The sequence below is a fragment of the Wolbachia endosymbiont (group A) of Dendrolimus pini genome (assembly GCF_964026835.1).
Classification (GTDB): Bacteria; Pseudomonadota; Alphaproteobacteria; order Rickettsiales; family Anaplasmataceae; genus Wolbachia; species Wolbachia pipientis.
Genome location: NZ_OZ034702.1, coordinates 1,186,597 through 1,210,897, shown reverse-complemented (window position 1 = coordinate 1,210,897; position 24,301 = coordinate 1,186,597). Strand labels below are relative to the sequence as shown.

Here is a 24,301-nt window from a genome sequence, read left to right as displayed (position 1 = left end):
CACCTATAGCTAATAAAGTCAACTTCTGTCATCCTATAGCCTGACCCACAACTGTACGAACATTGTGATTTGGGCCCATCAGTAGGGTGTCATCCCAGTCTGGAATCCACAACTGTACGAACGTTGTAGTTTGGACCACCAGTGGGGTGTCATCCCAGTGCCCAGACACTGGTTCTATGCAACTTAATTAAAAACGTTTGTTTTAGTGTAAGACAATTACCTTTAGCTTATCAGCTCAGTTATAAGCAAAATTTCTGGATTCCAGACTGGAATGACACCATTTGCTGTGCAATTTACCTTCAAAAATGAATGTTCGTACAGTTGTGAACCTGTGGCAGGTATTACATAAGAGCATTTCCCTCTTCTAAATTAAAACGCACTTTTGCCTCCTTTGCAGTCTATACTTTAGATGTATTTAATTTACAAATACTAATTATTTATTAATAATGGTGATATGTAAATATAGTTATAAAATAATTGTTACACTTGAATTCCTTCCTGGTTTCTGTTGTTATCAGAACATTTAAAACACTTTAAGAAAGTTGCTTAGTTAAATTAACTTAGACAAGTAAATAGCAGTTTTGCAGCCTGTTTTTATGAATGATGATAAAATGTTGTAGCCAAATGCGCTTTCAGCATTGTGCTGAATTGCAATATCTTTGTGCTCTAACTCCTCGTCGCGAAATTTACTTATAGTTTCTCTTAATTCCCCATCTTCTAAATGTGAAACTTGCTCTTTGTAGTGCTCCCCGATAACTTCTTCAACTGCAGCAGTGCAAGCCATAGCAGCTTTTTTGCCCATAATGGCAGTTGCAACGCCAAGCGACACTCCTAAAACACGCCAAACAGGCAACAAAACAGTAGGACGAACTTTTTGCTCTTTGATTTTCTCATTAAAATAGTGAAAATGCTTTTTTTCCTGCTCTTCCATTTCAATTATTTCATTGATTATAGAAGATTTCTTAAGAATAAATTTTTGACCAGAATAAATGCAAATAGCTCCATATTCTCCAGCGTGATCTACTCTAATTGCCTGTTGCAAGAACTGATTGTTGCTGTACCTTAAATTATTTAGATTTCTTTCTTTCTCCACAATACACCTTACCTGATACGAACAGAGCTACTATGAGATAAATTAGATTCCATGTTGCTAAGGAAACACCTAGAACGTAATGAGGTCTGTCACAAGATGGAGAGTAATTAGGATTTAGTAGATTATTTCTGAGCTCTTCTATACTAACGTTACCACTTGCTTGCTCTGTACAACCTAAAACATCATGAAATAAGTGGAGTTCAAGACCTATATGATAAAAAGATATTACTGCACCTATGAGGTAGCTGCAAAACATTGCATAGATTAGAATTTTGTTGTCTTTAAGCATGCACGCTACTGCAAGTAATCCGGCGATATAGTAAACTATTCGCTCGTATGTACATAACTTGCATGGCAGCATGTTGAAAAAATATTCTAGCACATATGCAAAAATTAGAGCAGCGGCACTCGACAGCAGAAAGATTGCAGGAATTCTGGAATTATTACACATAACTTTAAGTAAATTATCCCTGAAAGTATAAAGCAGAGTATTCATTTTACATAGGGATTTTTATTTTTTTTCAAAAGCAATCTAACTGGCACACCGTCTGCAAAGAAATTTTTTCTGAGATCGTTAATTAAATAGCGTTTGTAACTTTCATCAACACTTTCAGGTATGTTACATATCAAAGAAAAAGCTGGAGGTTTAGTACCAATTTGAGCGATATACTTCATTTTAACTGCTTTGCCTTTTACAAGAGGGTGAGAATGTTTTCCTACAGCATCTATGAGCCACTTATTCAGTTTTGCAGTGCTGATCTTCTTGTTCAAGGATTCACTCACTTCAAGACACTTATCTATCACATCACCGCAGCGCATGCCTTTTAACGCAGAAATTGTTATAGTTGGCACTTCCAAGAATAACCTAGTTACTTCCTGTTGTTTGACAAATTTTATTAACCTGCTTCTGTCATCCTTACCTATTAAATCCCACTTATTTAAAACAACAATAATCCCTTTCCCTCCCTTAATTGCAGCTTCACCAATTGATAAATCCTGCTGCTCAATACCAACTAGGGAGTCTAGCATTAAAACTACCACATGAGAGCGCTTGATTGATTCCATGCTTTTCTCAACAAATCTTGATTCTAAGCCATCTACAACATTCGCCTTTCTGCGGATTCCGGCAGTGTCAATTAGAGCAATTAACTCTCCATCATGATCATATGTAATATCCACAGAATCACGTGTGGTACCTGGCTCTGAACTTGTTATTAGTCTGTTTTCTGCAAGTAAACCATTTAAAAAAGTTGATTTTCCAACATTCGGACGGCCGATGATCGCGATCCTCAGCCTACTCAGTTCATTGTTAGGTAACTCAGTGTTCTCGTTAAAATTTTCAATAACACCAGCTAATGCATCATAAAGATCAACCATGCCAAGATTATGCTCGGCAGAGATATACACCGGGCCAAGAAAATCAAAAAACTGCAAATAATCAACATTTTCGGATTTATGACTCTCGCATTTATTTGCTATCAGTATCACAGGTTTATTTATTTTTCTCTTCAGCCACTTTGCAAACTCTTTATTTCGCTCATTTTGCACTTTTGCGTCAACAAGAAAGAAAATTATGTTTGAACTGGATAAAGAAAACTCTATTTGCTCAATAACTTGCAGTGAAAAACTAGTTTGGTCGTTCCATCCTCCTGTATCTATAACTTTAAACTCCAAATCGCTAATTCTCCCCATTCCCTCTCGCCTATCCCTTGTCACTCCTGGAATGTTACTCACTACTGCTGCTTTTCTTCCTACTAATCTGTTGAATAGGGTCGATTTTCCAGCATTTGGTAGGCCTACTATGGCGATTTTTAGCATAATTCAAGGGCATGTTCTATATGAAGTAAATTATAACCGAAACTTTTCAATTTAACTATTGACTTCGTAGATTATATAAGCATACTACAGTTAGAATTTTTTTATTTCGTTATGTAAAATATGAGGTAGTTATGCTAGTGTCAGAGCAAATAGAGAGTGTAGATAGAGAAGGATTAAAGCAACAAAATCATATACATAAAGATACAGAGTGTTCGGAAGAGACGACAATATATGGGCATATTAATCAACATATGGAAAAAAACATCTCAAATACATTGCATGAAATATATGATGCTCTTATGTCATATAACGAATCGGAACAGTCAATGACGTCAACTTAAGAACTTTCATTAGCAAACTCTCCTAAAGACATGATGGCGTTTAGGCTTATCTACTTTATTGCGGCTGTCCCGGTCGGATTTTAACTTTAGCGCGTATACTTAAAAAGGGCTTGAAAGTTTTTTGGCGCAATAAGTACCTGATAGAGTTTCTGTCTCATTACACTAAATAAAACTGAAAAATTTAAACGATACTCAGTAATTTGATCTGGGTTCCAAGGCCCTTGTGCATCACACATATGAAGCGATAATATATTGCACATGACCAAGTTTGCCCAAAATTCTTGTAATACAGCCTCTCCAGAAAAATTCTCTAACTCTGCTCCTACTTTGAGTCGTTTATAGCACTCCTCTATGTGCCACCTTAACACATAAGCTTTGCTCCAAAGTCTCGGTCAAAAACTCTGTTTCTCAGTTGGCTAATGTCAGCACTATAACTCTTACTTTCTGTCCTTTCATTTTATTTTTTAGCTTTTCATTTTCTAATATAAAATCAAAATCTAATTCGCCAGCGTTCCCATAGCTTACTATAATTTCTTTTTTGCAAGCGAAAAATAAAATCTACTTCCAAATCATAATGCTGCTGAATGAATTTTACTGAAGACGATCATAGATAAATAATAATTTCTCTTGATTTAATAAACGCATTTGAGTGATAACTTCGGGTAATTGCTCTGCCGCCAACGTTTGTTCACCTATATTCCAAGCTGCAAGACGAGCACTACAAATCAGCGAAGTACACAAATCAACAAACAAATTGCCAATGGTGCCTGTTGTTCCATTTGGTTCAAACTCGGATACAATTTCCCCAGAGCTGGGTAATCTCATACCAGAACCATCTGCTGCAATAAGTCTATAGCCTCTCCAACTCAGGTTCATCCTGATAGGCTGTTTGGATGCTTAAATTCTTGAAAGCCTGTATGGCAAATCTTATATCTTGCTTTAGAAAAAGCTTGCTTTGAGGGTACATGTCAATGGCTCCATAAGTTCACATTCTATTCCCAAACTTTTTTTAACTAACTTTAAAATCATAGAAAATACTGTCGAAAAAGGAAGTTTTCTTGTTCGTGTAAAACTCAACACAATGGATTTTCTGAAAAGTTTTCGAGTATATTATATTTTTAATTTGTAGAATAAGGTTTTTTCCTTTTTGCATGTTTCACCTAAAAAAGACACATTTTAAACTTTTTTGTTGCAATAAAATAGAAACAAAAGTGCTGTTTTTTGCACTCTTTGGATAATTTAATGATAAAAAATTTAGAGAGAAATTTTATACACTATCGCTGATATTTTTCCTTAAGTTGACGCCATTGCCTGAACGGATACAACTTAATTTTTAATCTGCAGGAGTCAAGTTGAGAATGTCCAATTTTCCACTTTCTTTATAGCATAACATACTTCAGCGCCTCTTGCTCCTCTTGAAGTCCAATGGGCTCACCACTTATGTGTAAATTAATCGTTAATGTTGTACACGTTCTTTTCTTTTTCTACTCTCTCTTGCTCTTCAATACAATATATAGCAAGCGGATTAGCTTTAAGTCTTTCGACTCCTATTTCTTCTCCTGTTCCATCGCAGTAACCATAAGTGCCTAATTTTATTTTTTCTAACGCCTCCTTAATTTTTTCTTTTCTATCTTTTCGACGCTTGATTAATTCCTCGTTTCCACTATCTTCATCAGAATAGTATGTATCAATACTATTATCTTCTAGTTCTTGTTTCTCTAACTCAGCGAGTATTGATTGTAACTTTAAGCTGAAGTATTCCAGTTGTTTTACGCTCATATATTCTTCATCTTCTGAAGGAGTGTAATCTTCTGGTGACTTTATTTTTGGTAACTTTTCCATAATTGCATTATCAAAAAAATAATAAAACCTATATAATTTATGAACAAAAAATTATACTACCTCAAAGTAAACACTATAATTTATAATAAACATTTAAAAGCCTAGTATGATCGACTCAGTAAAAAAATTAGTAATAGATGATAAGAACTTTACCTATATAGTATGTATTTTTATCATAATGTTAAGTTTATCTTCATTTACACTTAAAAACAACAATAAACAAGAAGTTATGTTAACATTAACATGGATATGTGCTACATTTGTTTTGCAGATTTCTACAAATAATTTGTTTACATCTGATTATCATGATGGAATATTAGAGCAAATCTTTGTACAGCCACTCTCTTCTAGGCTTATAGTTGCTTATAAAATTTTCGCTCACTGGTTATTATTTGGGTTACCGATTTCAGTAATTTCTTCCATATTCAGCTTTGCAATTCTAGGCAATAGTATTGAACACTCAATAGCAGTTGGAGTGTCTTTATTATTTAATACGCTGATAATCATTAATATTTCAGCTACTGGAAATGCATTGATGATTGGTCGAAACAACTTAGCATCAGGAGTATCGCAAATTCTTGTTTTGCCAATGATAATGCCAACCTTTGTGTATTTTAAAATGCTAACTCAATTTGAAAATTTATCCTTGAATATTTATACACTACTAATCACCATCTTAGTTTTTGTTATTTTGATTGTTAACAGCACCATAACTACTCACATGGCACTAAAATTTGCTGTGGAACAGGATTGAAAAATCTTACTGTTATTCAGTAGACTTCTTGCATAACCTAGAAAAAAGGCAAATAGTTATTATAGATTTAGGTTTATCGACAATTTGAAAAACCTTCATTCCAGCATCCTTCCCTGTCATCCAAGTAGCCCTTCGTTGTCATCCCAGTGTCAAAAACTGGGATAACAGCTAACCTGACAACCGTCATCCCGCTACTTGTTAGCGGCTAAGAGATACCGTGACAGTATGACGGTTCGCGGTGGCATGACGATAAGCCTCATCATCCCGCTACGTGTTAGCGCCGCGGCGGCATGACGAGAAAGGGGCTACTTGGATGATACCTTTTTCCTACTTAGTTTGGGTTATGCAAGAAGTCTATTCCTTCATAAGGAGAAGTAGTTAAAGGAATTTACTCTATTTCTCCCTCTTTTTTTATTATTTTTAATCTATAGTTAACGTAAAAGAGATATGCAAAAACTCTATTGATCCATAGTCTGCAAATTATTAATAACACTTACTTTAAAGAACCTCACTTTACGCTGATCTTTGAGCGCTCTTCTGTGGTATTTTGTAAGAGTATAACTTGTGAAATCGTCTTCCCTATAGATTAAAGAGTTACACTGCTTTATATGTGATGCTATCCACTCTGCATAGTCCTGATGATCGGTTGCAATGAATATTTCCCCTGTTATAAGTATTTTTTTTGCTAATAAATTTAAAAATTCCGTATTAATTAATCGTCTTTTATTGTGACTTCTTTTTGGCCATGGATCTGGAAAGAGAATAAAGAATCTTTCAACACTGTTATCAGGAAAATTTGCAATCAATTCTCTTGCATCTTCTGTCCACATTAAAATATTTTTTATGTTCTGTATTTCTATGTTTGTTAGCAAGCGAGAAACCCCCTTTAAGTAGGGCTCACATCCTATAAATAATAGATCAGGTTCATTGAGCACCTGGTAAAGCATATTTTCACCGTTGCCAAAGCCTATTTCTACCCATATTCTTTTTTGTGAATTTACAATTTTCTCTATAGATTCCTTGCTGTTTTGAATAGAATATTTTTCCAATATTTCATCAACATCAGGTTTTAGCCTGGACCTTCTGGAGAACGATCTAATCCACTTGCTATTCTTAAATAGCATATTCTTGATACATATATAATTTTCTCACTATATTTTATATAGCTTAAACAATTCTCGAAATGAGTTAATGAAAAATTACTTGTCAATAATTGTTAATATTATATAATATATGAGTTCTAATAAAGTTTAAGTTAAAGGTATGAATAATAATAATCCAGTCGTAAATCTACCGGTTACTATCAGAAAGCTATCATCAAACAAATTTATAGAAGAGATATGTCAAGGCCAATTTGAGGATCAAGATAATACCTTGTTTGAAGATTCTTTTGTTAACAAAATTAAAGAAGGAGATGTGGTAGAAGGTGTAATTACAAGAATAAACCCTAACGACGTTGTGGTTGATATTGGTTTAAAATCTGACGGGAGAATTCTGATCAAGGAACTCGGTTGTAATGATGAGGTCATTATTGGCTCGAAAATCAGAGTTTATGTGGAAAGAATTGAAGATTATCATGGTAATGTTGTTCTTAGTCGTGAAAAAGCAATTAGGGACGAAAAATGGAATAAGTTGGAAGAAGATACAGTTACAAGGGCTGAAGTAAGCGGAGTTATTAAACGCTCAATTAAATGTGGCTTTATTGTTGATCTTGGTGACGGAATAAGCGCTTTTTTACCGCTGAGTCATGTGGATTTGAAGCAAGTAAAAGATGCGAAGCACCTTATTGAAACTGAACAAAAGTTCATCGTGCTTAAAATGGATAAGAAGCAGGGCAATATTGTAGTATCAAGAAAGCTGGTGTTAGAAAAATTGCACGCTGGTGAAAAAATTAAATTTTTAGAATCTTTAAATGAAGGCGATATAATAGAAGGGAAAATAAAAAGTATCACTCATTACGGTGTATTTGTCGGTATTCATGAATCAGATGTAGTGGGAGTTATAGATGGATTGTTACATATTACAGATATCTCTTGGAGTAGGGTAAGTCATCCGTCTGCAGTTTTTACTTGTGGTCAGACTATAAAAGTTAAAATTATAAAAATAGATAAGGAAAATGCTAAAATTTCCTTGGGTGTGAAGCAGCTAGAAGATAGCCCTTGGCAAGATGCAGAGTCAAAATATCCAGTTGATAGTGTGCATAAGGGTTATGTAACAAGCATAGAAGATTATGGATTATTTGTTGAGCTTAGACCTGGAATTGAAGGTTTAGTGCACTCGTCAGAAATAACTTGGGTTAAGAGTAATTTACCAGTTAGTAGTCTCGTAACAAGGGGACAAGAAGTATATGTAAAAATTCTCAGTATTGACATTGCTAAGAGTAGGATGAGTTTAAGCATGAAAAGGTGTGTAGACAACCCTTGGCAAGTATTTATCAATAAATATCCTCCTGGTTCTATTGTTTCTGGTGAAGTGAAGAATAATACCGGCTCATATGTATCTGTTGCTTTCGGTGATTCTGAAATAGATGAGAACGTAGAAGGGACAATATATGTGAAAGATTTTAGTTGGTCTAAAAATGGTTCAGATGAGATAAAGAAGTATAATGTAGGTGATAAAATAGAAGCAAAAGTAATAAGGGCTAACGTGAATCGGGCAAGAATTTATCTTGGAATAAAACAAATAGAGTATGATCCTCTTGAAGAACTGATAAAGAAAGTTAAGGTAGGTGATAAAATACAGGTTATTGTAGGTAAGAGAGAAGATAATGGACTAGTCGTTGAAGTTGAGAACGATGTAACCCTTCTAATAGATCAAGAGCATTTACCAGAGAATAAAAAATTCTCTATATCAGAAAAAATAGAAGTTGAAGTATTGGGTGTTGAAGAATATAACATAGCATTATCTGCTAAGTGATAAGGTTTACTTATTTTGGCTTCATATAAATGGCAACAAAGTCTGATATAATAGCGAGGGTAGCAAAAAGACATCCTTTTTTAGATAAGATTGTTATAGCAGCTATAGTTGATAGATTTTTTGGGATACTTTCAAGCACATTGAAACATCATAATAGAGTTGAAATTAGGGGGTTTGGTTCTTTTTCAGTTAGAAGTTATAACTTGAAAGAAACAAGCCATTTAATGTTACAGAAGTTTACAAAGAATCAATACTTTAAAACATATTTTCGTAGCAGTAAAAAATTATCTGATTTGATAAATGAATAAAAATTTATACCATAAATAAGATGAAAGTAGGGGTTTGAGTTTATACTGTACGATAGAAATTTTTAGCACCATATGCAAGTAGTAGAAATAGTTATACGTAATAACACATATAAAATATCTTGCGAAAGTGGGAAGGGGAATCATTTATTACGCCTTGCTAATAGTTTTGACAAGTTAGTTAGTTCTGTATCTCAAAAAACTGGAGGTAAGGGTTCGGATGCATTAAATTTCTTACTTGCAGCACTAATTCTTGAGGATAAAATTTTAGAATTAACAAAGCGATTAGATGAAGTAAATCAAGAGCGCGAAAAGTATAGAAACGAGAAAAGAATAGAATATACTGAGGTACTAGATAAGGTAAATAAGATTATCACTAATCTTGAGTGCATAAAGGATTAGCTTCAATAAAGCAAGCAATTAAATTGACTATCTGACTATTCAAGCCAGGAGGGAGGTTTGTCTTACGAGTTATGTAACAATATAATTCGTAATCATCAAGATCAACTATTTTTTCGTATTCGATTAGTTCGCTTAAGGAAAATTTATCAAGATATTTCAATGCGAAATGCCCTAAAAGTATATCGGTTTCTTTGCAACCCCTATGCCAGCTTCTATATATTAATTTTCTTCTGAGTAGTGAGGTATCTGTCATTACAATTAAACTTTTTTTAATTTAAAAGTTAAACTAAATACTTGTCAAGCGAGGCGCATTTTAATATACTTAACATTTTGTTAAGATCTAAATATACAGGTGGAATTAATTTCTAATCTTATCCATCAATTTAGCGATGGAATATATTATTTTTTATCATTTTCTTTAATAATTTCTGTCATAGTATTCGTGCATGAATATGGGCATTATGTTGTTGCCAAAGCATGCAAAGTTAAAGTTGAATCTTTTTCCATAGGTTTTGGTCCTGAAATTTTTGGTTTTAACGATAAGTCTGGAACTAGATGGAAATTAAGCGTTGTTCCATTGGGTGGTTATGTTAAAATGCTAGGAGATACTAATGCAGCGAGTGTCCCAGCTGATCAACAAGAATTAACGGAAGAAGAAAAATTGTATTCATTTCATACAAAACCGCGTCATAAAAAAGCAGCAGTAGTTTTTGCAGGGCCTTTTGCAAACATGGTATTTGCTGTTATAGCTTTTACAATATTTTTTAGCATAGCAGGTTATTATCGCACTCCACCGGTGATTGAAAATGTAATCGAAGGTAGTGCAGCTAAGCAAGCTGGTTTGTTGCCAGGTGACACTATTACACAAATCAATGAGCATAAAATAAAATACTTTGAAGATATTTCACGTGTGATAATGTCGAATCCTAAAATAAGAATGGAGATTGAGTATAGCAGAAATAATGAGAAGCACAGGACCAGTTTAACTCCATTAATAATCAAGGACAAAGACGTTTTTGGCAACACAATAGAAAGAGAAACTATAGGGATTATTTCAGTCAATACATTAAAGCAGTCGTCTTTTCTTGGGGCTGTGAGCTTATCAGTAAGTGAAACTTACCACACTATGTGCTTAACGATCAAAGCTCTCTTTCACATTATTGTTGGTAAAAGGAGTATCAATGAAATAGGTGGGCCAATAAAAATCGCAAAGTATTCAGGGCAATCAGCTAAAAAGGGGTTCGTTATGGTTGTGTATTTCATGGCAATTATTTCAGCTAATTTAGCTGCAATTAACTTGCTGCCAATACCACTGCTAGATGGTGGGCATTTATTTCATTATATCATAGAAGCGGTTATACGTAGGGATTTAAGCTTGAAATGTCAAAAATATGCAGCTATTTTTGGTGCTTTAGTGTTGTTTTTGCTTATGGCAACTGGAATGTCAAATGATATTAGGGATCTTTTTTGAAATAAAATATGAAAAAGCTATTTTATATACTGGTAGTGGTTTTTATTTCTTTTCCTGCCCTGCTTGTTGCTTTAGGAACTGCGGAAAAAGTGCAGGTGAAAGATGTCAAATGTATTGGTAATGAGAGGGTAAGCAACCAGACAATAGGGTTCTATATAAAACTAAAATCTGGTGATTATATAAACGACGATGATATAGACTCAATTATAAAAGATCTATATAAAACAAAGTTATTTGCTAGTGTTAATGCTTACATAGATGATAAAAAAAATTTAGTAATAAAAATTCAAGAAAATCCACTGATTAACAAGGTAGTGTTAAAAGGCAATAAGTTATTTAACAGCAAAGAGCTGCTAAGTAATGTGATTCAATCAAAGTCGCTAACTATTTTAACTGAAACAAAATTGCAAAACGATTTAGTGAATTTAGTCACTACTTATAGAAATAACGGTAAGATTGGTGTTAAAATTGAATATGACCTGAATAAGCTTGATGGCAATAGGGTCAATCTAATTTTTAAAATAAAAGAAGGCAAAACCTCTAAAATTAAGGATATAAGATTTATAGGCAATAAAAACTTTTCTGAAAATGAGCTAGAGCAAGTTATCAAAAGACATAGTAATGACATATTTAGTAAGTTATTTAGAGCTATTTTTAAAGGCGGAAATCATTATTCACCGCAATATCTATTGATTAACACAGAATTGCTCGATCATTTTTATTCATCTAAAGGATATATTCAAAATAATATTCAACCAATTGTTGAGGTTGATAATAACAATCAAACAGAGTTAACTTTTTTGATTGACGAAGGACAGCAGTATTTATTTGGAAATAATGAGGTTAATATTGAAACTGAAATTCAGGATTTGAGCCTAAAAGAAGAAATATTGGATTTTATAACAGAGGAAAACGATAAGATATTTAATAGAGTTAAAATTAATAATACAGTAGAAAAAATAAACAAATATTTAAATGAGAAAGGATATATATTTGCAAAAGTTAATCCAGAGTATGCACAACGTGACAATGTTGTAGATGTAACCTACAGAGTGCTGCCGGGTAAAAAGATTTATATAAATCAAATTACAATTGATGGTAACGATCGCACTTTAGATAAAGTGATCAGAAGTAAGCTAAGTGTAGCAGAAGGTGATGCGTACAATATATCTGAGATTCAAAAGTCACGTAAAAAACTAATGAGTAGTGATTTTTTTGAAACAGTGAAAGTAAATAGTTATGCAGTTAATGATAATGCAGTAAATCTTGACTTAAGTGTTAAAGAAAAAAACACTACTTCGTTGTATTTGGGAGGAGGTGTGTCTCTTCCTGGTGGAGCATTGATTAAAATTGACCTCAAAGACCGTAATTTATTTGGTACTGGAAAAGAGCTCTCTTTTGCTCTTGAAAAAAGTCAATACGTATTTTCTACTGATTTAGAGTTTGTTGAAAATAATTTTAACGATTCTGATACGTCACTAGGCATGGGTGTATTTTATGAAAAACAAGATAAACCAAACACTACTTTTGATAGTTGCGATATGGGATTTTTTACAAAGTTATCATATAAAGTCACAGAGAACTTAACTAATTCCCTTCGCTATTCTTATAAGTATAATCATATACACATGGATAATAAGGGTGGACAAGACACCGATATCTCTGAAATAATACTGGACCGAAAAGGTAAACATCAGATTTCATCAGTGGGATACACGTTGGCATATAATAAACTGGATAATCTATATGCTCCAAAAGAAGGGTATTTACTGCGCTTAAGTCAGGATATTTCAGGATTGGGAGGAAACGTGAATTTCCTAAAATCTGAATTCTTATCTTTTTATACGCACCCTATATTAAGCAAAATTGACGATGATATAACGCTACGCTTTAAGATGGCGGCAGGTCATATTTTTTCTTATACTGATGAAAATCTAAACATTGGCCAGCACTTTTTTAAAGGGGGTAATGAGATTAGAGGGTTTGACCTTTCCGGTATTGGACCAAGAGCAGAAGACAAAAATAAAAGCTCATTAGGAGGCAAAACTTATTTTAATCTAACACAGCAAGTGGATTTTCCTCTACCAAAACTATATGACTATGCTGGTATCAAAGGCTCACTATTTGTTGACTATGCAACACTTTTTGGCTTAGATGATAAAAATAAGAAGTATGAAGGGAAATACTACGATAGCAAGCTTGTGAGAGTGTCACCAGGTTTTGGCTTTTCAATGCTTTCTCCTTTTGGTAGACTTAGATTGGATTTCGGGTTTCCTTTAGTAAAGGAATCTTATGATATAATACCATCACCAAATGTTAAATTTTCTATTGAAGCGGGGATTTGAATGAAATATATACAGTTATTTATATCAGTTATTGCCTTAATTATTTCCTTATTTGTGGGGTATAAGTTTGTAGGATATCAACCTCAGAACACAAAAGCTGCAATTATCGATAGTGACAAAGTCATCAATGAATCTCTTGCTCTGCAAAATATACAACAACAAATAAAGGAGCAGAATTCTAGATTACAACAAGAATTTGAAAGTGAGTTAGAAAAACTTAAGCCATCAAAAGAAGAATTTGAACTTTTGTCAGAAGAAGCAAAAAAAGAAAAGACAGAACAGTTTAATAAGCACACTGTAAATACTAGAGATAATTACGCTAAAAAAATGTTACATTTAGAAGAAAGCTATAGAGACGCAGTAGAGAGTGTTTTTAACAAGATAAAAGAAGTCGCTAAAAAAACGGCAGAAAAAAACAACATAGATTTGGTACTATTTATTTCAAAAAAGAACCAAGTTTTATACTCCATGGATGAAGTTGATTTATCAGATGTGGTATTAAACAATATAAACAAGAAAATACCTGAATTTGCTTTGAAAGGCATTGAGTAGGCTTATGCAATTTAATATCAGTGATATTATAAAAATATTACCACATTCTTATCCGTTTCTCTTAGTAGATAGAGTTATAGAGTGTGATCCTGGTAAAAGTATAAAAGCAATCAAAAATGTGACTTTCAATGAGCCATTTTTTATTGGCCACTTCCCTGGTCATCCAATAATGCCAGGAGTCTTGATAATTGAATCTCTAGCTCAGGCATCTGCTATATGTGTTCTAGGTAAAGAAACAATAGAAAATAAAGTTGTTTACTTGAGATCCATTGAAAATGCAAAATTCAGAAAGCTAGTTACTCCAGGGGACACATTGATTCTTCAAGCTAACATTCAAAGTGTGTGTTTAGGTGTACACAAATTTAGGTGTATTGCATCTGTTAGCGAAGAAAAAGTTGCAGAAGCAACAATCTCAGCAGTATTGCAAAATAAATAAAATCTTCATCTGTAAGAAACAGCATGTACACTGTATAGTATAGCAATGAAGCTGAATTTCAACATCTCATTTTCTAATCTATATACTCGCAATGGATTAATAAAATTAGATGAGACATTTTTGAATTATATCAAATCATGTGATGAGAGCTTGTTTTGTTCATTAATTGAAGCAAGAGAAAAAGCAGCTTCTTCTTCGATGTCATCCCAGTGTCACCTCCCATCATCCCAGTGTCACCCCCCGTCATCCCAGTGCTTGACACTGGGATCTAGAAAACAAGAAGGACGGTCAGCTACTTGGATGACAGATAGTCAGTTAATAGTAGACCTCTCATATTTACTTGATGAATTTATTGCAAAACTTTTCAATGTTGAAAAAGAAATAGAGGAGCTAAAGAAAAAGCACAATGACTTTGCTGTAATATATAAGTGCAAAAGATTATTTGTCCAACGCTATGCATTGAAGAAATACACTAATGTGGCGAATATAGATATTACTAACAAACTAAGTCATTTTCTCACTTTGCCAACAACAGAAAAAAATTTTGCTGAGCAGGTGATGCATTGGTTTGAAGATAAAGAAAATCACAAAGAAGAAATAGAACTTGCAGCACAATATGCAGTGTGGAGAGTAAAAAATAAACAGAGCATATTATTTAGCATACATAAAAAAATTGACCACGAAAACCTCATACCATTTTCTAAAAAAGAAGTAGACAAAGTTGAAGTGCTGTATTCAAATGAAGTAAAAAGACGATACGGTTTTGACCTAACAAGTGAAAAGGCTAGTTTAGATAAAGCATTGGATAATGCTCATTACTGCATATTTTGTCATAAGCAAAGTAAGGATAGCTGCTCAAAGGGGCTAATTAATGATGACAATACTTTCAAAAAGTCTCCACTTAGAGTTGAACTGCACGGCTGCCCACTAGAGCAGAAAATATCAGAAATGAATCTGGTGAAAAGCGAAGGGTACAGCATAGCAAGTCTTGCAATTGTGATGATAGATAACCCATTATGCGCGGCTACTGGACACAGAATATGCAATGACTGCATGAATTCGTGCATATATCAAAAACAAGAACCCGTAAATGTGCCAGCAATTGAAACAAGGATTCTGGATGATGTGCTCAGTTTACCGTACGGATTTGAAATATATTCTCTGCTCAGCCGTTGGAATCCTTTAAATTTTCAGCGTTCATTGCCAAGAGAAAACACCAGAAAAAACGTTCTAGTTGTAGGCCTTGGTCCTGCTGGTTTTAATTTAGCTCATCATTTGTTGAATGATGGGCATAACGTTATCGCCATTGATGGACTAAAGATTGAACCTTTGATCGATAATTTCCAGCTAATTAAAGATTTCAAACACGAAAAATTGAGTGAACGCACGGCAGATGGGTTTGGTGGGGTGGCAGAATATGGCATTACTTCTCGGTGGGATAAGAATTACTTAAAGATTATTAGATTACTGCTGGAAAGACGTGAGAATTTCGCACTTTATCGAGGCATTCGTTTTGGTGGCACGATTAATGTTGATGATGCTTTCAACTTGGGTTTTGATCACATCGCCCTAGCACTTGGCTCTGGTAAGCCACGAATGATCAAAATAAAAAACATACTAGCTCGTGGAGTACGCATGGCATCTGATTTTCTGATGTCGTTACAACTGACTGGCGCTCTTAAATTCGATTCTATAGCAAATCTGCAAGTTCGCATGCCGATAGTTGTCATAGGTGCGGGGCTTACTGCGATTGACACTGCCACTGAAGCTTTAGCGTATTATCCAATTCAAGTAAAAAAATTTCTTCTTCGTTATGAGATATTAGTTGATAAGTATGGAAAGGACTGTGTTGAAAAAGATTGGACAGAAGAAGAGCACGAAATTGCGAATGGGCTCATATCGCATGCAAAGTTGATCCAAGCAGAGCAAGAATTAGCAAAAAAAGAGAGTAGAGAAATAAAAATATTAGAGTTGATGCAGAGCCTCGGGGGAGTGAAAGTTATATATAGAAAAGAGCTAAAAGATTCACCGAGTTATCGATTAAATAGCGAAGAGGTGCAAAATGCACTGTCAGAAGGAATTTACTTTATTGAAAACTTAGAGCCAGTTGAAGTTGTGACGGATAAATATAACCATGCTGAGTCAATAAAACTGATAGACACAAAATCCGGCGAAATCAAACGTATAAAAGCACGTTCTATTTTTATAGCAGCAGGTACTGAGCCAAATACGGTTATTGCAACAGAAGATGAAAAGCATTTTAAATTAAGTAATGGGTATTTTACTCAATTGAATTCATTGGGAAAAGAAATAGATCCAATATTTTCTCCAAAAATGCAAAATAAAGATAGAATATTAGTGTATAAGCAAGGCAATAAAACAATCAGCTTTTTTGGTGATCTTCACCCTTCGTATAGCGGTAGCGTCGTGAAAGCTATGGCAAGTGCTAAGAACGGCTACCCTATTATTTCCCAGCTTTTGAATAGAGTTAATAGCTTCGTTTCTGTCATTCCAGTGTGTGATGTTGTGGGCCAGAAAAAAAATGCGTGGTCAAGCATTGAAGATCTGGCTAACAAAGAATTCTTCAATAGAATCAAAGAGCAATTCGCTGCAAAAGTCATAAAAGTTCAATATTTAACAGATAAAGTGATAGAAATAGTGATTAAAGCACCTCTTGCGGCAAAGAATTTTAAACCTGGACAATTTTTTAGGTTGCAAAATTTTGAAACCAATAGCAGAAAAACTAACCTTGCTATGGAAGGTATAGCTGTGACTGGCACTGAAGTAGACAAAAAAAAAGGAATTATTTCCACTATTGTGCTGGAAATCGGCGGCTCCACTAATTTATGCAGACACTTAAGAGAAGGCGAGCAAATAATTCTTATGGGCCCAACTGGCAGACCTACTGAGGTTTACTAAGTCTCAATATTAAAGTGATGCCAAATTTTATTTCAAAAAGTAAATAATTTACTAACGCTCGTGCACAAATTAAAAATAAATTATGCACGAGTGTAGCGTTATGAATTAGGAGTGCTATATTAAAGCTTACCTCACTATTAAAGCTATCGGTCAGATTAGATTAAAAACCTAATCTGACCGGTTTCTCTATAACCCTCTAAACTCTGATATAATTATATGATAATTAGTTTAATTAGTGGTTAATATGCAAATTGATTTTATTCATATATTGAGATAGCATAAACCATATTGGTTTTAATTATTGTGCAACTTTATAAATCGTCACTGTTACTTCTACTGACTGTATTAATAGTTATAGTCCTAAAATTACCTGAAAATTTGAGCATTGCAGTAAATTGGTCTCTCCCAATTCTAGATTTTGATTTATCTTTTCGTACCATACTAATATCTTTTTTATCAGTTGCATTTTTAGCTGTTCTACCAGCACAAAATTTGACTTTTTCAGAGATGCTATCTTTTGCTGCTTACACTATTAGTTCACTTTATGCAGTTTTATCTGAACATATGATATTGGTTATAATATTCTGTGAATTAATGACCATCAGTGCATTTTTTATTATCGCAGCTAGCTGTAGAGATAGTGGACCTGCAATAAGGTACGCTTGTGTACACTTTTTCGTTGGAGTTATATTAATAGCAGGATTGGCACTTCAAAGCACTAACCTGATAATTTTGGGTTTATTGATAAACTGCGCTTGTTTTCCTTTTTCATTTTGGGTTGTTGATGCATATCCTGCTGCATCGCTACATGGCACCACATATCTCTCTTTATTTACCACTAAAGTCTCTTTTTTAGTGATGCTTTTACACACTTATAACCTATGGCAAGATTGTACTGAAATGTTAGCGCTTGTAGGCGCCATCACTGCAATTTACAGCATTATATTTGCTTCTCTTGAGCAAAATATTCGTAGATTTTTATGCTATAACGTTGTAGGACAAATGGGCTTGCTGATTATTGCAGGAAGTTTGCTCAGTCCTTCGGAAAAAGCAATACCAATTTTGATACTGCATATAATCTTCTCTCTTGTTTATCAATCATTATTGTTTGTGGTCAGTAATTCGATTATTTCACAAACAAAAACAATTAGTTTTAATGGAGTGGGTAAACTGATGTCAGTGGAAGGCATGTGTGCTATAATCGCAATACTTACAATGGCTGCATTTCCTGGAACCGTTGGATTTATCAGTAAATCATATATCACAGCTGAAATTGAAATGAACACTGTTGCCTTAAAAGGGTATAAAAATTTATATAAGCTTCTAAATTTGCTGCTTTATTTAAGCGTGGGGCTAAAGTTTCTTTATTACTTATTTATTGCAAAAAGTAAGTCAAAACCTTTAGCAGAGAGAGGAGGCAAAATGACTATGATTATTTTAGCATTTATATGCGTAATCGCTGGCAATCCTTACTTACCTATTTACAATAAACCTTCGATTTTCGATTTTGTGTACAACACAAAAAATATTTTGTCGCAATTTAATTTGTTACTATGTACCACTTTATTGTTTATTCCTTTACGCAAGTTATTTTACCCGAGAGTAAATTTTAAAATGGATGTTGATTGGATTTTTAGAACTTTCATATCCTATATTGTCTTGTTGTTCAATCAGTTAGTCTCTAAAACTAGAGAAATGTTTGCCAGCGTAGTGCAAAACTTGACTAATCCACTTACTGGTTTATACTTTAATAATATTACTAAACTTAAAGAAGTGCTGGGTTATAACTCAGTGAGTTTTGTTTCAGCTTCTTCTCTCTTTTTAATGAGTATTCTACTAATGCTATTATGTTTAAATCGTTAACTGAAAGTTTAAATTCTGTATTTAGTAAACTGAGAGGAAAGTCAATCATTTCTGAAGATGATTTTAATCTTGCCATGCGTGAAATACGCATAGCCTTAATTGAAGCTGACGTTTCACTTGAAGTTGCAAAAAAATTCATCAACGACATTAAAGATAAAGTGATTGGGGAAAAAGTCATAAAAAGTGTTTCTCCAGCACAAATGATAATTAAAATTGTACAGGATAATTTAGTTGCAGTTCTCGGATCAGAGAAAAGTGACTTAAATCTAGCAGTTAAACCCCCTGCTGTGATTATGATGGTGGGCTTACAAGGTGCAGGTAAAACAACTACCTCAGGAAAGCTTGCTTTAAAACTAAAAAAGCAAAAGAAAAAAGTGATGCTTGCCTCTTTAGACATTTATAGGCCTGCTGCCCAGAAACAACTTGAAGTGCTAGGTAAACAAATAGATGTGCAAACTTTACCTGTAGTAATAGATGAGAAGCCCATTACAATTACAAAAAGGGCACTGGCAGCAGCAAAGAACGATAATTATGATGTATTAATACTAGACACTGCAGGCAGGCTTCATATTGACAATAATATGATGAATGAGTTGAAAGCCGTAAAGGAAATAGCTTCACCTGCAGAAGTTATTTTAGTAGCCGACGCAATGATAGGCCAGGATGCGGTCAACATTGCCAAATCATTCAATGAGGTAATAGGTGTAACCGGCATTATTCTTACCCGTGTTGATGGTGATGCACGTGGTGGTGCTGCTCTTTCTATGAAAATGATCGCCGATTGTCCAATTAAATTTATTGCTTGTGGTGAAAAATTAAGTGACCTCGATGATTTTTATCCAGATAGAATTGCAAAAAGAATACTTAGCATGGGTGATGTTGTCTCATTGGTTGAAAAAGCTGCTGAGATTGTTGGTCAGGAAGAAATTGATAAGTTACAAAAGAAAGTGAAAAAAGGTAAATTCGACCTAAACGACCTAGTGGGAATGTTAAAAACTCTGAGTAAAATGGATGGCATTAGCAACATAATGAAATTCATTCCTAGTTCATTTACAAAAAAGCTAAGTAGCAGTGTGCCAGATGACAATAAAGTGAAAAAATATATAGCCATCATAAACTCAATGACTGAAAAAGAAAGGCAAAATCCAGATATTTTAAATGGCAAAAGAAGACTTAGAATTTCTAAGGGGTCCGGAACAACTGTAACTGACATTAATCTTCTAATTAAGCAGTATAATCAAATGAGCTCTATGGTAAATAAGTTCAGTAAAGTTGACCATAGTAAACTCAAAGAATCTGATTTGATGGATATGCTAAGCAGAAAGTAAGTCAGCAGGTAGTGGAATGAGACAAATCATCAGTAAACCTTTAGCTATATCAAAAGCGGCTTAGGTCTCGCAAAAAAATTTACAGCTTCTTGCTAGCCAAGAAATTTATTATTAATTTTAAGAAATACTATAGCTGACCCAAGCAACACGTCATACCGCCGCGGTATCTCTAGATCCCGCTAACACGTAGCGGGATGACGAGGCTTACCTTATCGGATTGTTTCAACACGTCATACCGCGATTCATTCGCGGTATCTCATCCGCTAACAAGCAGCGGGATACTATCTACACCGTCATACCGCGATTCATTCGCGGTATCTCATCCGCTAACAAGAGATCCCACTAACACGTAGCGGGATGACGAGCTTATCGTGCTGCCACGAACCGTCATACCGCCGCGGCGCTAACAAGAGATCCCGCTAACACGTAGCGGGATGACGAGCTTATCGTCACGCCGCCGCGAACCGTCATACCGCGATTCATTCGCGGTATCTCTAGATCCCGCTAACAAGCAGCGGGATGACGAATTACTTAACCATCATTACACCGTCATACCGCGATTTATTCGCGGTATCTCAAAGCATAGATCCCGCTAACAAGTAGCGGGATGACGATTGTCGTTTAGCTATAAACATTAAGAAATTTACTAAATGAAAAAAAAGGCAAAAGAAGCCCTGAGGTTATTATCCGCTTTAAAATATTGGCGTTTTTTATGTTTTAAACGCTTGACAAGCGAGATTCAGCCGCTTTTAATTGCAACTAACCTACGCTGCAAATGTTTAAGAAATTTACTAAGCAGAAAAAAAGACAAAGAATCCCCGAGTTAGCTAGTCTTTTACTATCTCTGTCGAGTATTGGCATTTTTTGATGTCTTGTAACGCTTTATAAGCGCGTTCAGCTTATTTAGATAAAAATCTAGATGTAGATGAAGTTTTGTAAAGACATACAGTATCTATATACTGCAAAAAATTGAACATAAGACGCCGATACATTAAGTAATCCTTACCTTTTAATCTGCAGATTGGCGAAAGCAAATACAATAGCTTCACTATCATGATAAGAGGGCTGGCGGAGTTTGTCAAGTAAGTTTTTTGTTTCTATTGAATGACAATTGTGGCTTGGGCAAGAAATCCATTGATTTACAGCAGGTTCTTTGTTACAGTCCACAGTTATGCAAAGAAACTTAAAGCCTCATGAGTTTATTTACAGCCAGTGGTTTACATAATTTGGAACTGTATAGCTGAGTATTGTATATGATAATATTGATAACAAACGATGATGGCTTTGGAAGTGAAGGAATAAAATTACTCAAAGAGATTGCACGGAATTTTGCGTCAGAAATATGGATAGTGGCACCAGATACTGATAGAAGCGGAGCTGCAAGATCTCTTGATTATCCAGTGAAACAATCTATTGGAATAAAACAACATAGTGAAAGGGAATTTAGTGTGTCTGGTACTCCTGCAGATTGTGTCATTATTGCGCTAAATAAAGTTATGAATAAAAAACCAGACTTAATATTGTCCGGAGTAAATATTGGATCAAATGTCGGGGACGATATTTGTTATTCAGGAACAATTGGTGCTGTAATGGAAGGTGCTGCAAGGTCTATACCTTCTATTGCGCTAAGCCAAGTTTATCATGATAAAATAGACTGGCACAATACAAAGGTTTTTGCACCAAAGGTTATTGCCAAGCTAGTTAAGGTTGGTTGGCCTAAAAACATAGTGATGAGTGTAAATTTTCCTGCTACGGAAAAAGTAAAAGGAGTAGAATTTGCTGAACAAGGTGAATATAACATTGATGGGGATTTAACTTTTACTGAAAATTCGAATGGCTCTTTTAGCTTAAATTGGTCTCGAGAGCACTCAGGCAGTGGTAGTATAAATAAAATAAAAGAAGGATTTATTACTATTACACCGGTAAAATTAGATTTTACAGATTATGATACATTGAATACTATGAGAAATTCTTGTGCAGACGAATTTTCTTCTATAGCTGACTGAGAAAAACATTTGCATTGCTCCTAATAGATATTTTCTATTGTGTTATCGCGAGCAATTATTTTTTCTTCACCTGTATCCATGTTTTTAATCTTTAAAGTTTTACTACTCAATTCTTCATCGCCAAAGATTAAAGCAGCTTTAGCATTTGCTTGATTTGCTTTTTTCATTCGGGTTCTGAGCGTTCCGCTATATTCATAGATTACATATAAACCATTTCTGCGCAATTCATTTGCAAGTGTTAAAGCATGTTTTTCAGCCTCTCTACCGATTGGAATTAGGTAAATAGGTCGCTCTTCTTTCGGAGAATAATTGATTAACTCCATTATGCGCTCAATACCCCCTGCAAATCCTATTGCTGGAGTGTGTTTTCCACCTACTGAAGATACTAAATTATCGTATCTTCCACCGGCAAAAACTGCCCCTTGTGCACCTAAATCCTCTGTAACAAACTCAAACACTGTGTGGCAATAATAATCCAAACCTCGAACTAGTTTATTGTTTACGGTATAAGGTATATCAAGAATTGTTAATCCATTTAGTATTTGTTCAAAGAAATCTGAGGACTCTTTCGTATAATAATTGCTGATTTTAGGCGCATCAGAAATTATTGATTTATCTTTCTCATCCTTGGAATCCAGTATTCTGAGTGGATTTTTAATCAACCTATTTTTGCTATCTTCTGATAGGTCATTTTGATACTTTGTAAAGTACAAGATCAAAGCTTCTCTATATTTAGTTATTGTTTCACCATCACCTAAAGAGTTGATTTCCAGCTTTACATCTTTATTGATGCCAAATTCAGTTAGTAAGTGCTGAGCGAGTGATATCAATTCAATATCAGCTTTTGGATCTTCTATGCCAAAAACCTCAAAATTTATCTGATGAAATTGCCTTTGTCTTCCCTTTTGCGGTCTTTCGTAACGAAATGCAGGCCCTGTTGAAAATAATTTTATCGGTGTTTGCAGTTTTTTTTCAATTAATAGCCTGACAATCGCTGCAGTGAACTCAGGACGTAAAGTTATGCTCTTTCCCCCTTTATCATTGAAGCTATACATCTCTTTAGTGATGATATCTGAGCTATCACCTAAGGTTTTTGTAAAAACCTCCGTGCACTCAAATATTGGAGTTTGGGCGGGCAAAAAGCCGTATAGACTTGAGATTCTATTTGCTGTTTGCTGAATGTATTTAAACTTATACCACTCATCAAATAGAAGGTCTTTCGTTCCTCTAACTGTTTGATTAGTCATAGTGTAGTCTCTATACCCGCAACCTCTGGTATGTGGTAGCTCAGCATATTCTGCACTCCTTGCTTTAAAGTAATTGCAGCACTTGGGCACCCAGAGCAAGCTCCTTGTAATTCAACATAAACTATCCCGTCTTTATAGCCACGAAATTTGATATCGCCACCATCTTGAGCAACTGCAGGTTTGATATAACTTTCCATCAATTCTTTTATTCTATTTACAATTTCTATATCATTCTCATCGAAAAATTCTTCATCCGGTATATTATTATCATTTACTCCTTCTTTATCTAGTGCTTTTCCACCTGAAGTAAAGTGATCCATGATTGTAGTTAAAATTTCTACTTTTAATGTATCCCAATTAATTCCACCCAATTTTGTTACTGAAATAAAATCATGACCAAAAAACACTCTTACCACATGTTCTATTTGAAAAAGATTTGCTGCTAGTTTAGAATTTTTTATCTCATTTGCATTTGAAAAATCAGCCGTTTCTCCTTCGTTTAAAATTTCAAATCCAGGAAGGAATTTTAGCGTATTTGGGTTTGGTGTTTCTTCAATCTGGATGAACATGTTATTTACCATGACAATTATAATTGTTACTATTTAATCATAAAATGATAAAAAAATATACATGTCATTCATCTTTTTTCTTTTTTTAGTATTC

Annotated in this window: 21 protein-coding genes and 1 pseudogene; 13 read left to right on the top strand and 9 right to left on the bottom strand. The window is 34.3% G+C overall.

Going from position 1 to position 24,301, the window contains the following annotated elements; translation table 11 throughout:
• Positions 1-550: 550 nt before the first annotated feature.
• Genes AAGD66_RS06025 through der form a run of 3 tightly spaced genes read right to left on the bottom strand, consistent with a single transcriptional unit; the run spans position 551 to position 2,911 of the window.
• A complete protein-coding gene (locus tag AAGD66_RS06025) occupies positions 551-1,093 on the bottom strand; it encodes a demethoxyubiquinone hydroxylase family protein (RefSeq protein WP_006279362.1) in 543 nt (180 codons plus the stop codon).
• Positions 1,068-1,589 (bottom strand): disulfide bond formation protein B, encoded by a 522-nt coding sequence (locus AAGD66_RS06020; protein ID WP_015589379.1) that lies wholly within the window; start codon positions 1,587-1,589, stop codon positions 1,068-1,070. The genes AAGD66_RS06025 and AAGD66_RS06020 overlap by 26 nt, the downstream gene beginning before the upstream one ends.
• Positions 1,586-2,911 (bottom strand): ribosome biogenesis GTPase Der, encoded by a 1,326-nt coding sequence (der, locus tag AAGD66_RS06015; protein WP_265024507.1) that lies wholly within the window; start codon positions 2,909-2,911, stop codon positions 1,586-1,588. Before der ends, AAGD66_RS06020 begins: the two co-directional genes overlap by 4 nt.
• A 131-nt stretch (positions 2,912-3,042) precedes the next feature.
• Here der and AAGD66_RS06010 point away from each other — a divergent pair, with 131 nt between their 5' ends.
• Positions 3,043-3,252, top strand: coding sequence for a hypothetical protein (locus AAGD66_RS06010; RefSeq protein WP_155969249.1), 210 nt, complete (start codon positions 3,043-3,045; stop codon positions 3,250-3,252).
• Positions 3,253-3,261: 9 nt separating this feature from the next.
• Here the strand turns inward: AAGD66_RS06010 and AAGD66_RS06005 are convergent.
• Together AAGD66_RS06005 and AAGD66_RS06000 are read right to left on the bottom strand one after the other, a co-directional pair.
• Positions 3,262-4,405 (bottom strand): annotated as a pseudogene (locus AAGD66_RS06005) (transposase).
• A 296-nt stretch (positions 4,406-4,701) separates the two neighbouring features.
• Complete coding sequence (locus tag AAGD66_RS06000; RefSeq protein ID WP_010963040.1) at positions 4,702-5,094, bottom strand: TraR/DksA family transcriptional regulator; 393 nt, start codon at positions 5,092-5,094, stop codon at positions 4,702-4,704.
• Between the two features lie 106 nt (positions 5,095-5,200).
• Between AAGD66_RS06000 and AAGD66_RS05995 the strand changes: the two genes are divergently transcribed.
• Positions 5,201-5,848, top strand: a complete 648-nt coding sequence (locus AAGD66_RS05995; protein WP_151808123.1) for a heme exporter protein CcmB — start codon at positions 5,201-5,203, stop codon at positions 5,846-5,848.
• Between the two features lie 458 nt (positions 5,849-6,306).
• Here AAGD66_RS05995 and trmB read toward each other — a convergent pair whose 3' ends face one another.
• A complete protein-coding gene (gene trmB / locus AAGD66_RS05990) occupies positions 6,307-6,972 on the bottom strand; it encodes a tRNA (guanosine(46)-N7)-methyltransferase TrmB (RefSeq protein ID WP_012673367.1) in 666 nt (221 codons plus the stop codon).
• A gap of 139 nt (positions 6,973-7,111) precedes the next feature.
• Between trmB and AAGD66_RS05985 the strand changes: the two genes are divergently transcribed.
• The 3 genes from AAGD66_RS05985 to AAGD66_RS05975 all read left to right on the top strand — a co-directional run bounded on the left by AAGD66_RS05985 (position 7,112) and on the right by AAGD66_RS05975 (position 9,471).
• Positions 7,112-8,764 carry a 30S ribosomal protein S1 gene (locus AAGD66_RS05985; RefSeq protein ID WP_012673366.1) on the top strand — a complete coding sequence of 551 codons (1,653 nt, stop codon included), beginning with the start codon at positions 7,112-7,114 and terminating at the stop codon, positions 8,762-8,764.
• A 29-nt stretch (positions 8,765-8,793) separates the two neighbouring features.
• Positions 8,794-9,072, top strand: coding sequence for an HU family DNA-binding protein (locus AAGD66_RS05980; protein ID WP_010963035.1), 279 nt, complete (start codon positions 8,794-8,796; stop codon positions 9,070-9,072).
• Between the two features lie 72 nt (positions 9,073-9,144).
• Complete coding sequence (locus AAGD66_RS05975) at positions 9,145-9,471, top strand: cell division protein ZapA (RefSeq protein WP_010082086.1); 327 nt, start codon at positions 9,145-9,147, stop codon at positions 9,469-9,471.
• On the opposite strand, the gene AAGD66_RS05970 is transcribed toward AAGD66_RS05975, so the two are convergent.
• Positions 9,446-9,724: a succinate dehydrogenase assembly factor 2 gene (locus tag AAGD66_RS05970; RefSeq protein ID WP_006279484.1), complete on the bottom strand. Its 279-nt coding sequence runs from the start codon at positions 9,722-9,724 to the stop codon at positions 9,446-9,448. The two genes, AAGD66_RS05975 and AAGD66_RS05970, sit on opposite strands and share 26 nt — an antisense overlap.
• A gap of 99 nt (positions 9,725-9,823) precedes the next feature.
• Here AAGD66_RS05970 and rseP point away from each other — a divergent pair, with 99 nt between their 5' ends.
• The 8 genes from rseP to surE all read left to right on the top strand — a co-directional run bounded on the left by rseP (position 9,824) and on the right by surE (position 22,391).
• The gene (gene rseP, locus AAGD66_RS05965) at positions 9,824-10,942 is read left to right on the top strand and encodes an RIP metalloprotease RseP (RefSeq protein ID WP_341814453.1); all 1,119 of its coding nucleotides are present in this window, start codon (positions 9,824-9,826) and stop codon (positions 10,940-10,942) included.
• Positions 10,943-10,950: 8 nt separating this feature from the next.
• Positions 10,951-13,287 carry an outer membrane protein assembly factor BamA gene (gene bamA, locus AAGD66_RS05960; protein ID WP_253303390.1) on the top strand — a complete coding sequence of 779 codons (2,337 nt, stop codon included), beginning with the start codon at positions 10,951-10,953 and terminating at the stop codon, positions 13,285-13,287.
• Positions 13,288-13,839, top strand: coding sequence for an OmpH family outer membrane protein (locus tag AAGD66_RS05955; RefSeq protein WP_077188197.1), 552 nt, complete (start codon positions 13,288-13,290; stop codon positions 13,837-13,839).
• A gap of 4 nt (positions 13,840-13,843) precedes the next feature.
• Positions 13,844-14,275, top strand: coding sequence for a 3-hydroxyacyl-ACP dehydratase FabZ (gene fabZ, locus AAGD66_RS05950; protein WP_065094742.1), 432 nt, complete (start codon positions 13,844-13,846; stop codon positions 14,273-14,275).
• Between the two features lie 45 nt (positions 14,276-14,320).
• Positions 14,321-17,194 (top strand): FAD-dependent oxidoreductase, encoded by a 2,874-nt coding sequence (locus tag AAGD66_RS05945; protein ID WP_265024503.1) that lies wholly within the window; start codon positions 14,321-14,323, stop codon positions 17,192-17,194.
• A 303-nt stretch (positions 17,195-17,497) separates the two neighbouring features.
• Positions 17,498-19,057: a proton-conducting transporter membrane subunit gene (locus AAGD66_RS05940; protein WP_264723959.1), complete on the top strand. Its 1,560-nt coding sequence runs from the start codon at positions 17,498-17,500 to the stop codon at positions 19,055-19,057.
• A complete protein-coding gene (gene ffh / locus AAGD66_RS05935; protein ID WP_151808007.1) occupies positions 19,042-20,385 on the top strand; it encodes a signal recognition particle protein in 1,344 nt (447 codons plus the stop codon). The genes AAGD66_RS05940 and ffh overlap by 16 nt, the downstream gene beginning before the upstream one ends.
• Before the next feature lie 1,253 nt (positions 20,386-21,638).
• The gene (gene surE / locus AAGD66_RS05930; RefSeq protein ID WP_264723958.1) at positions 21,639-22,391 is read left to right on the top strand and encodes a 5'/3'-nucleotidase SurE; all 753 of its coding nucleotides are present in this window, start codon (positions 21,639-21,641) and stop codon (positions 22,389-22,391) included.
• Between the two features lie 20 nt (positions 22,392-22,411).
• On the opposite strand, the gene hisS is transcribed toward surE, so the two are convergent.
• Positions 22,412-23,638 (bottom strand): histidine--tRNA ligase, encoded by a 1,227-nt coding sequence (gene hisS, locus AAGD66_RS05925; RefSeq protein WP_264723957.1) that lies wholly within the window; start codon positions 23,636-23,638, stop codon positions 22,412-22,414.
• Positions 23,635-24,207, bottom strand: coding sequence for a NifU family protein (locus tag AAGD66_RS05920; RefSeq protein WP_264723955.1), 573 nt, complete (start codon positions 24,205-24,207; stop codon positions 23,635-23,637). Before AAGD66_RS05920 ends, hisS begins: the two co-directional genes overlap by 4 nt.
• Positions 24,208-24,301: the final 94 nt, after the last annotated feature.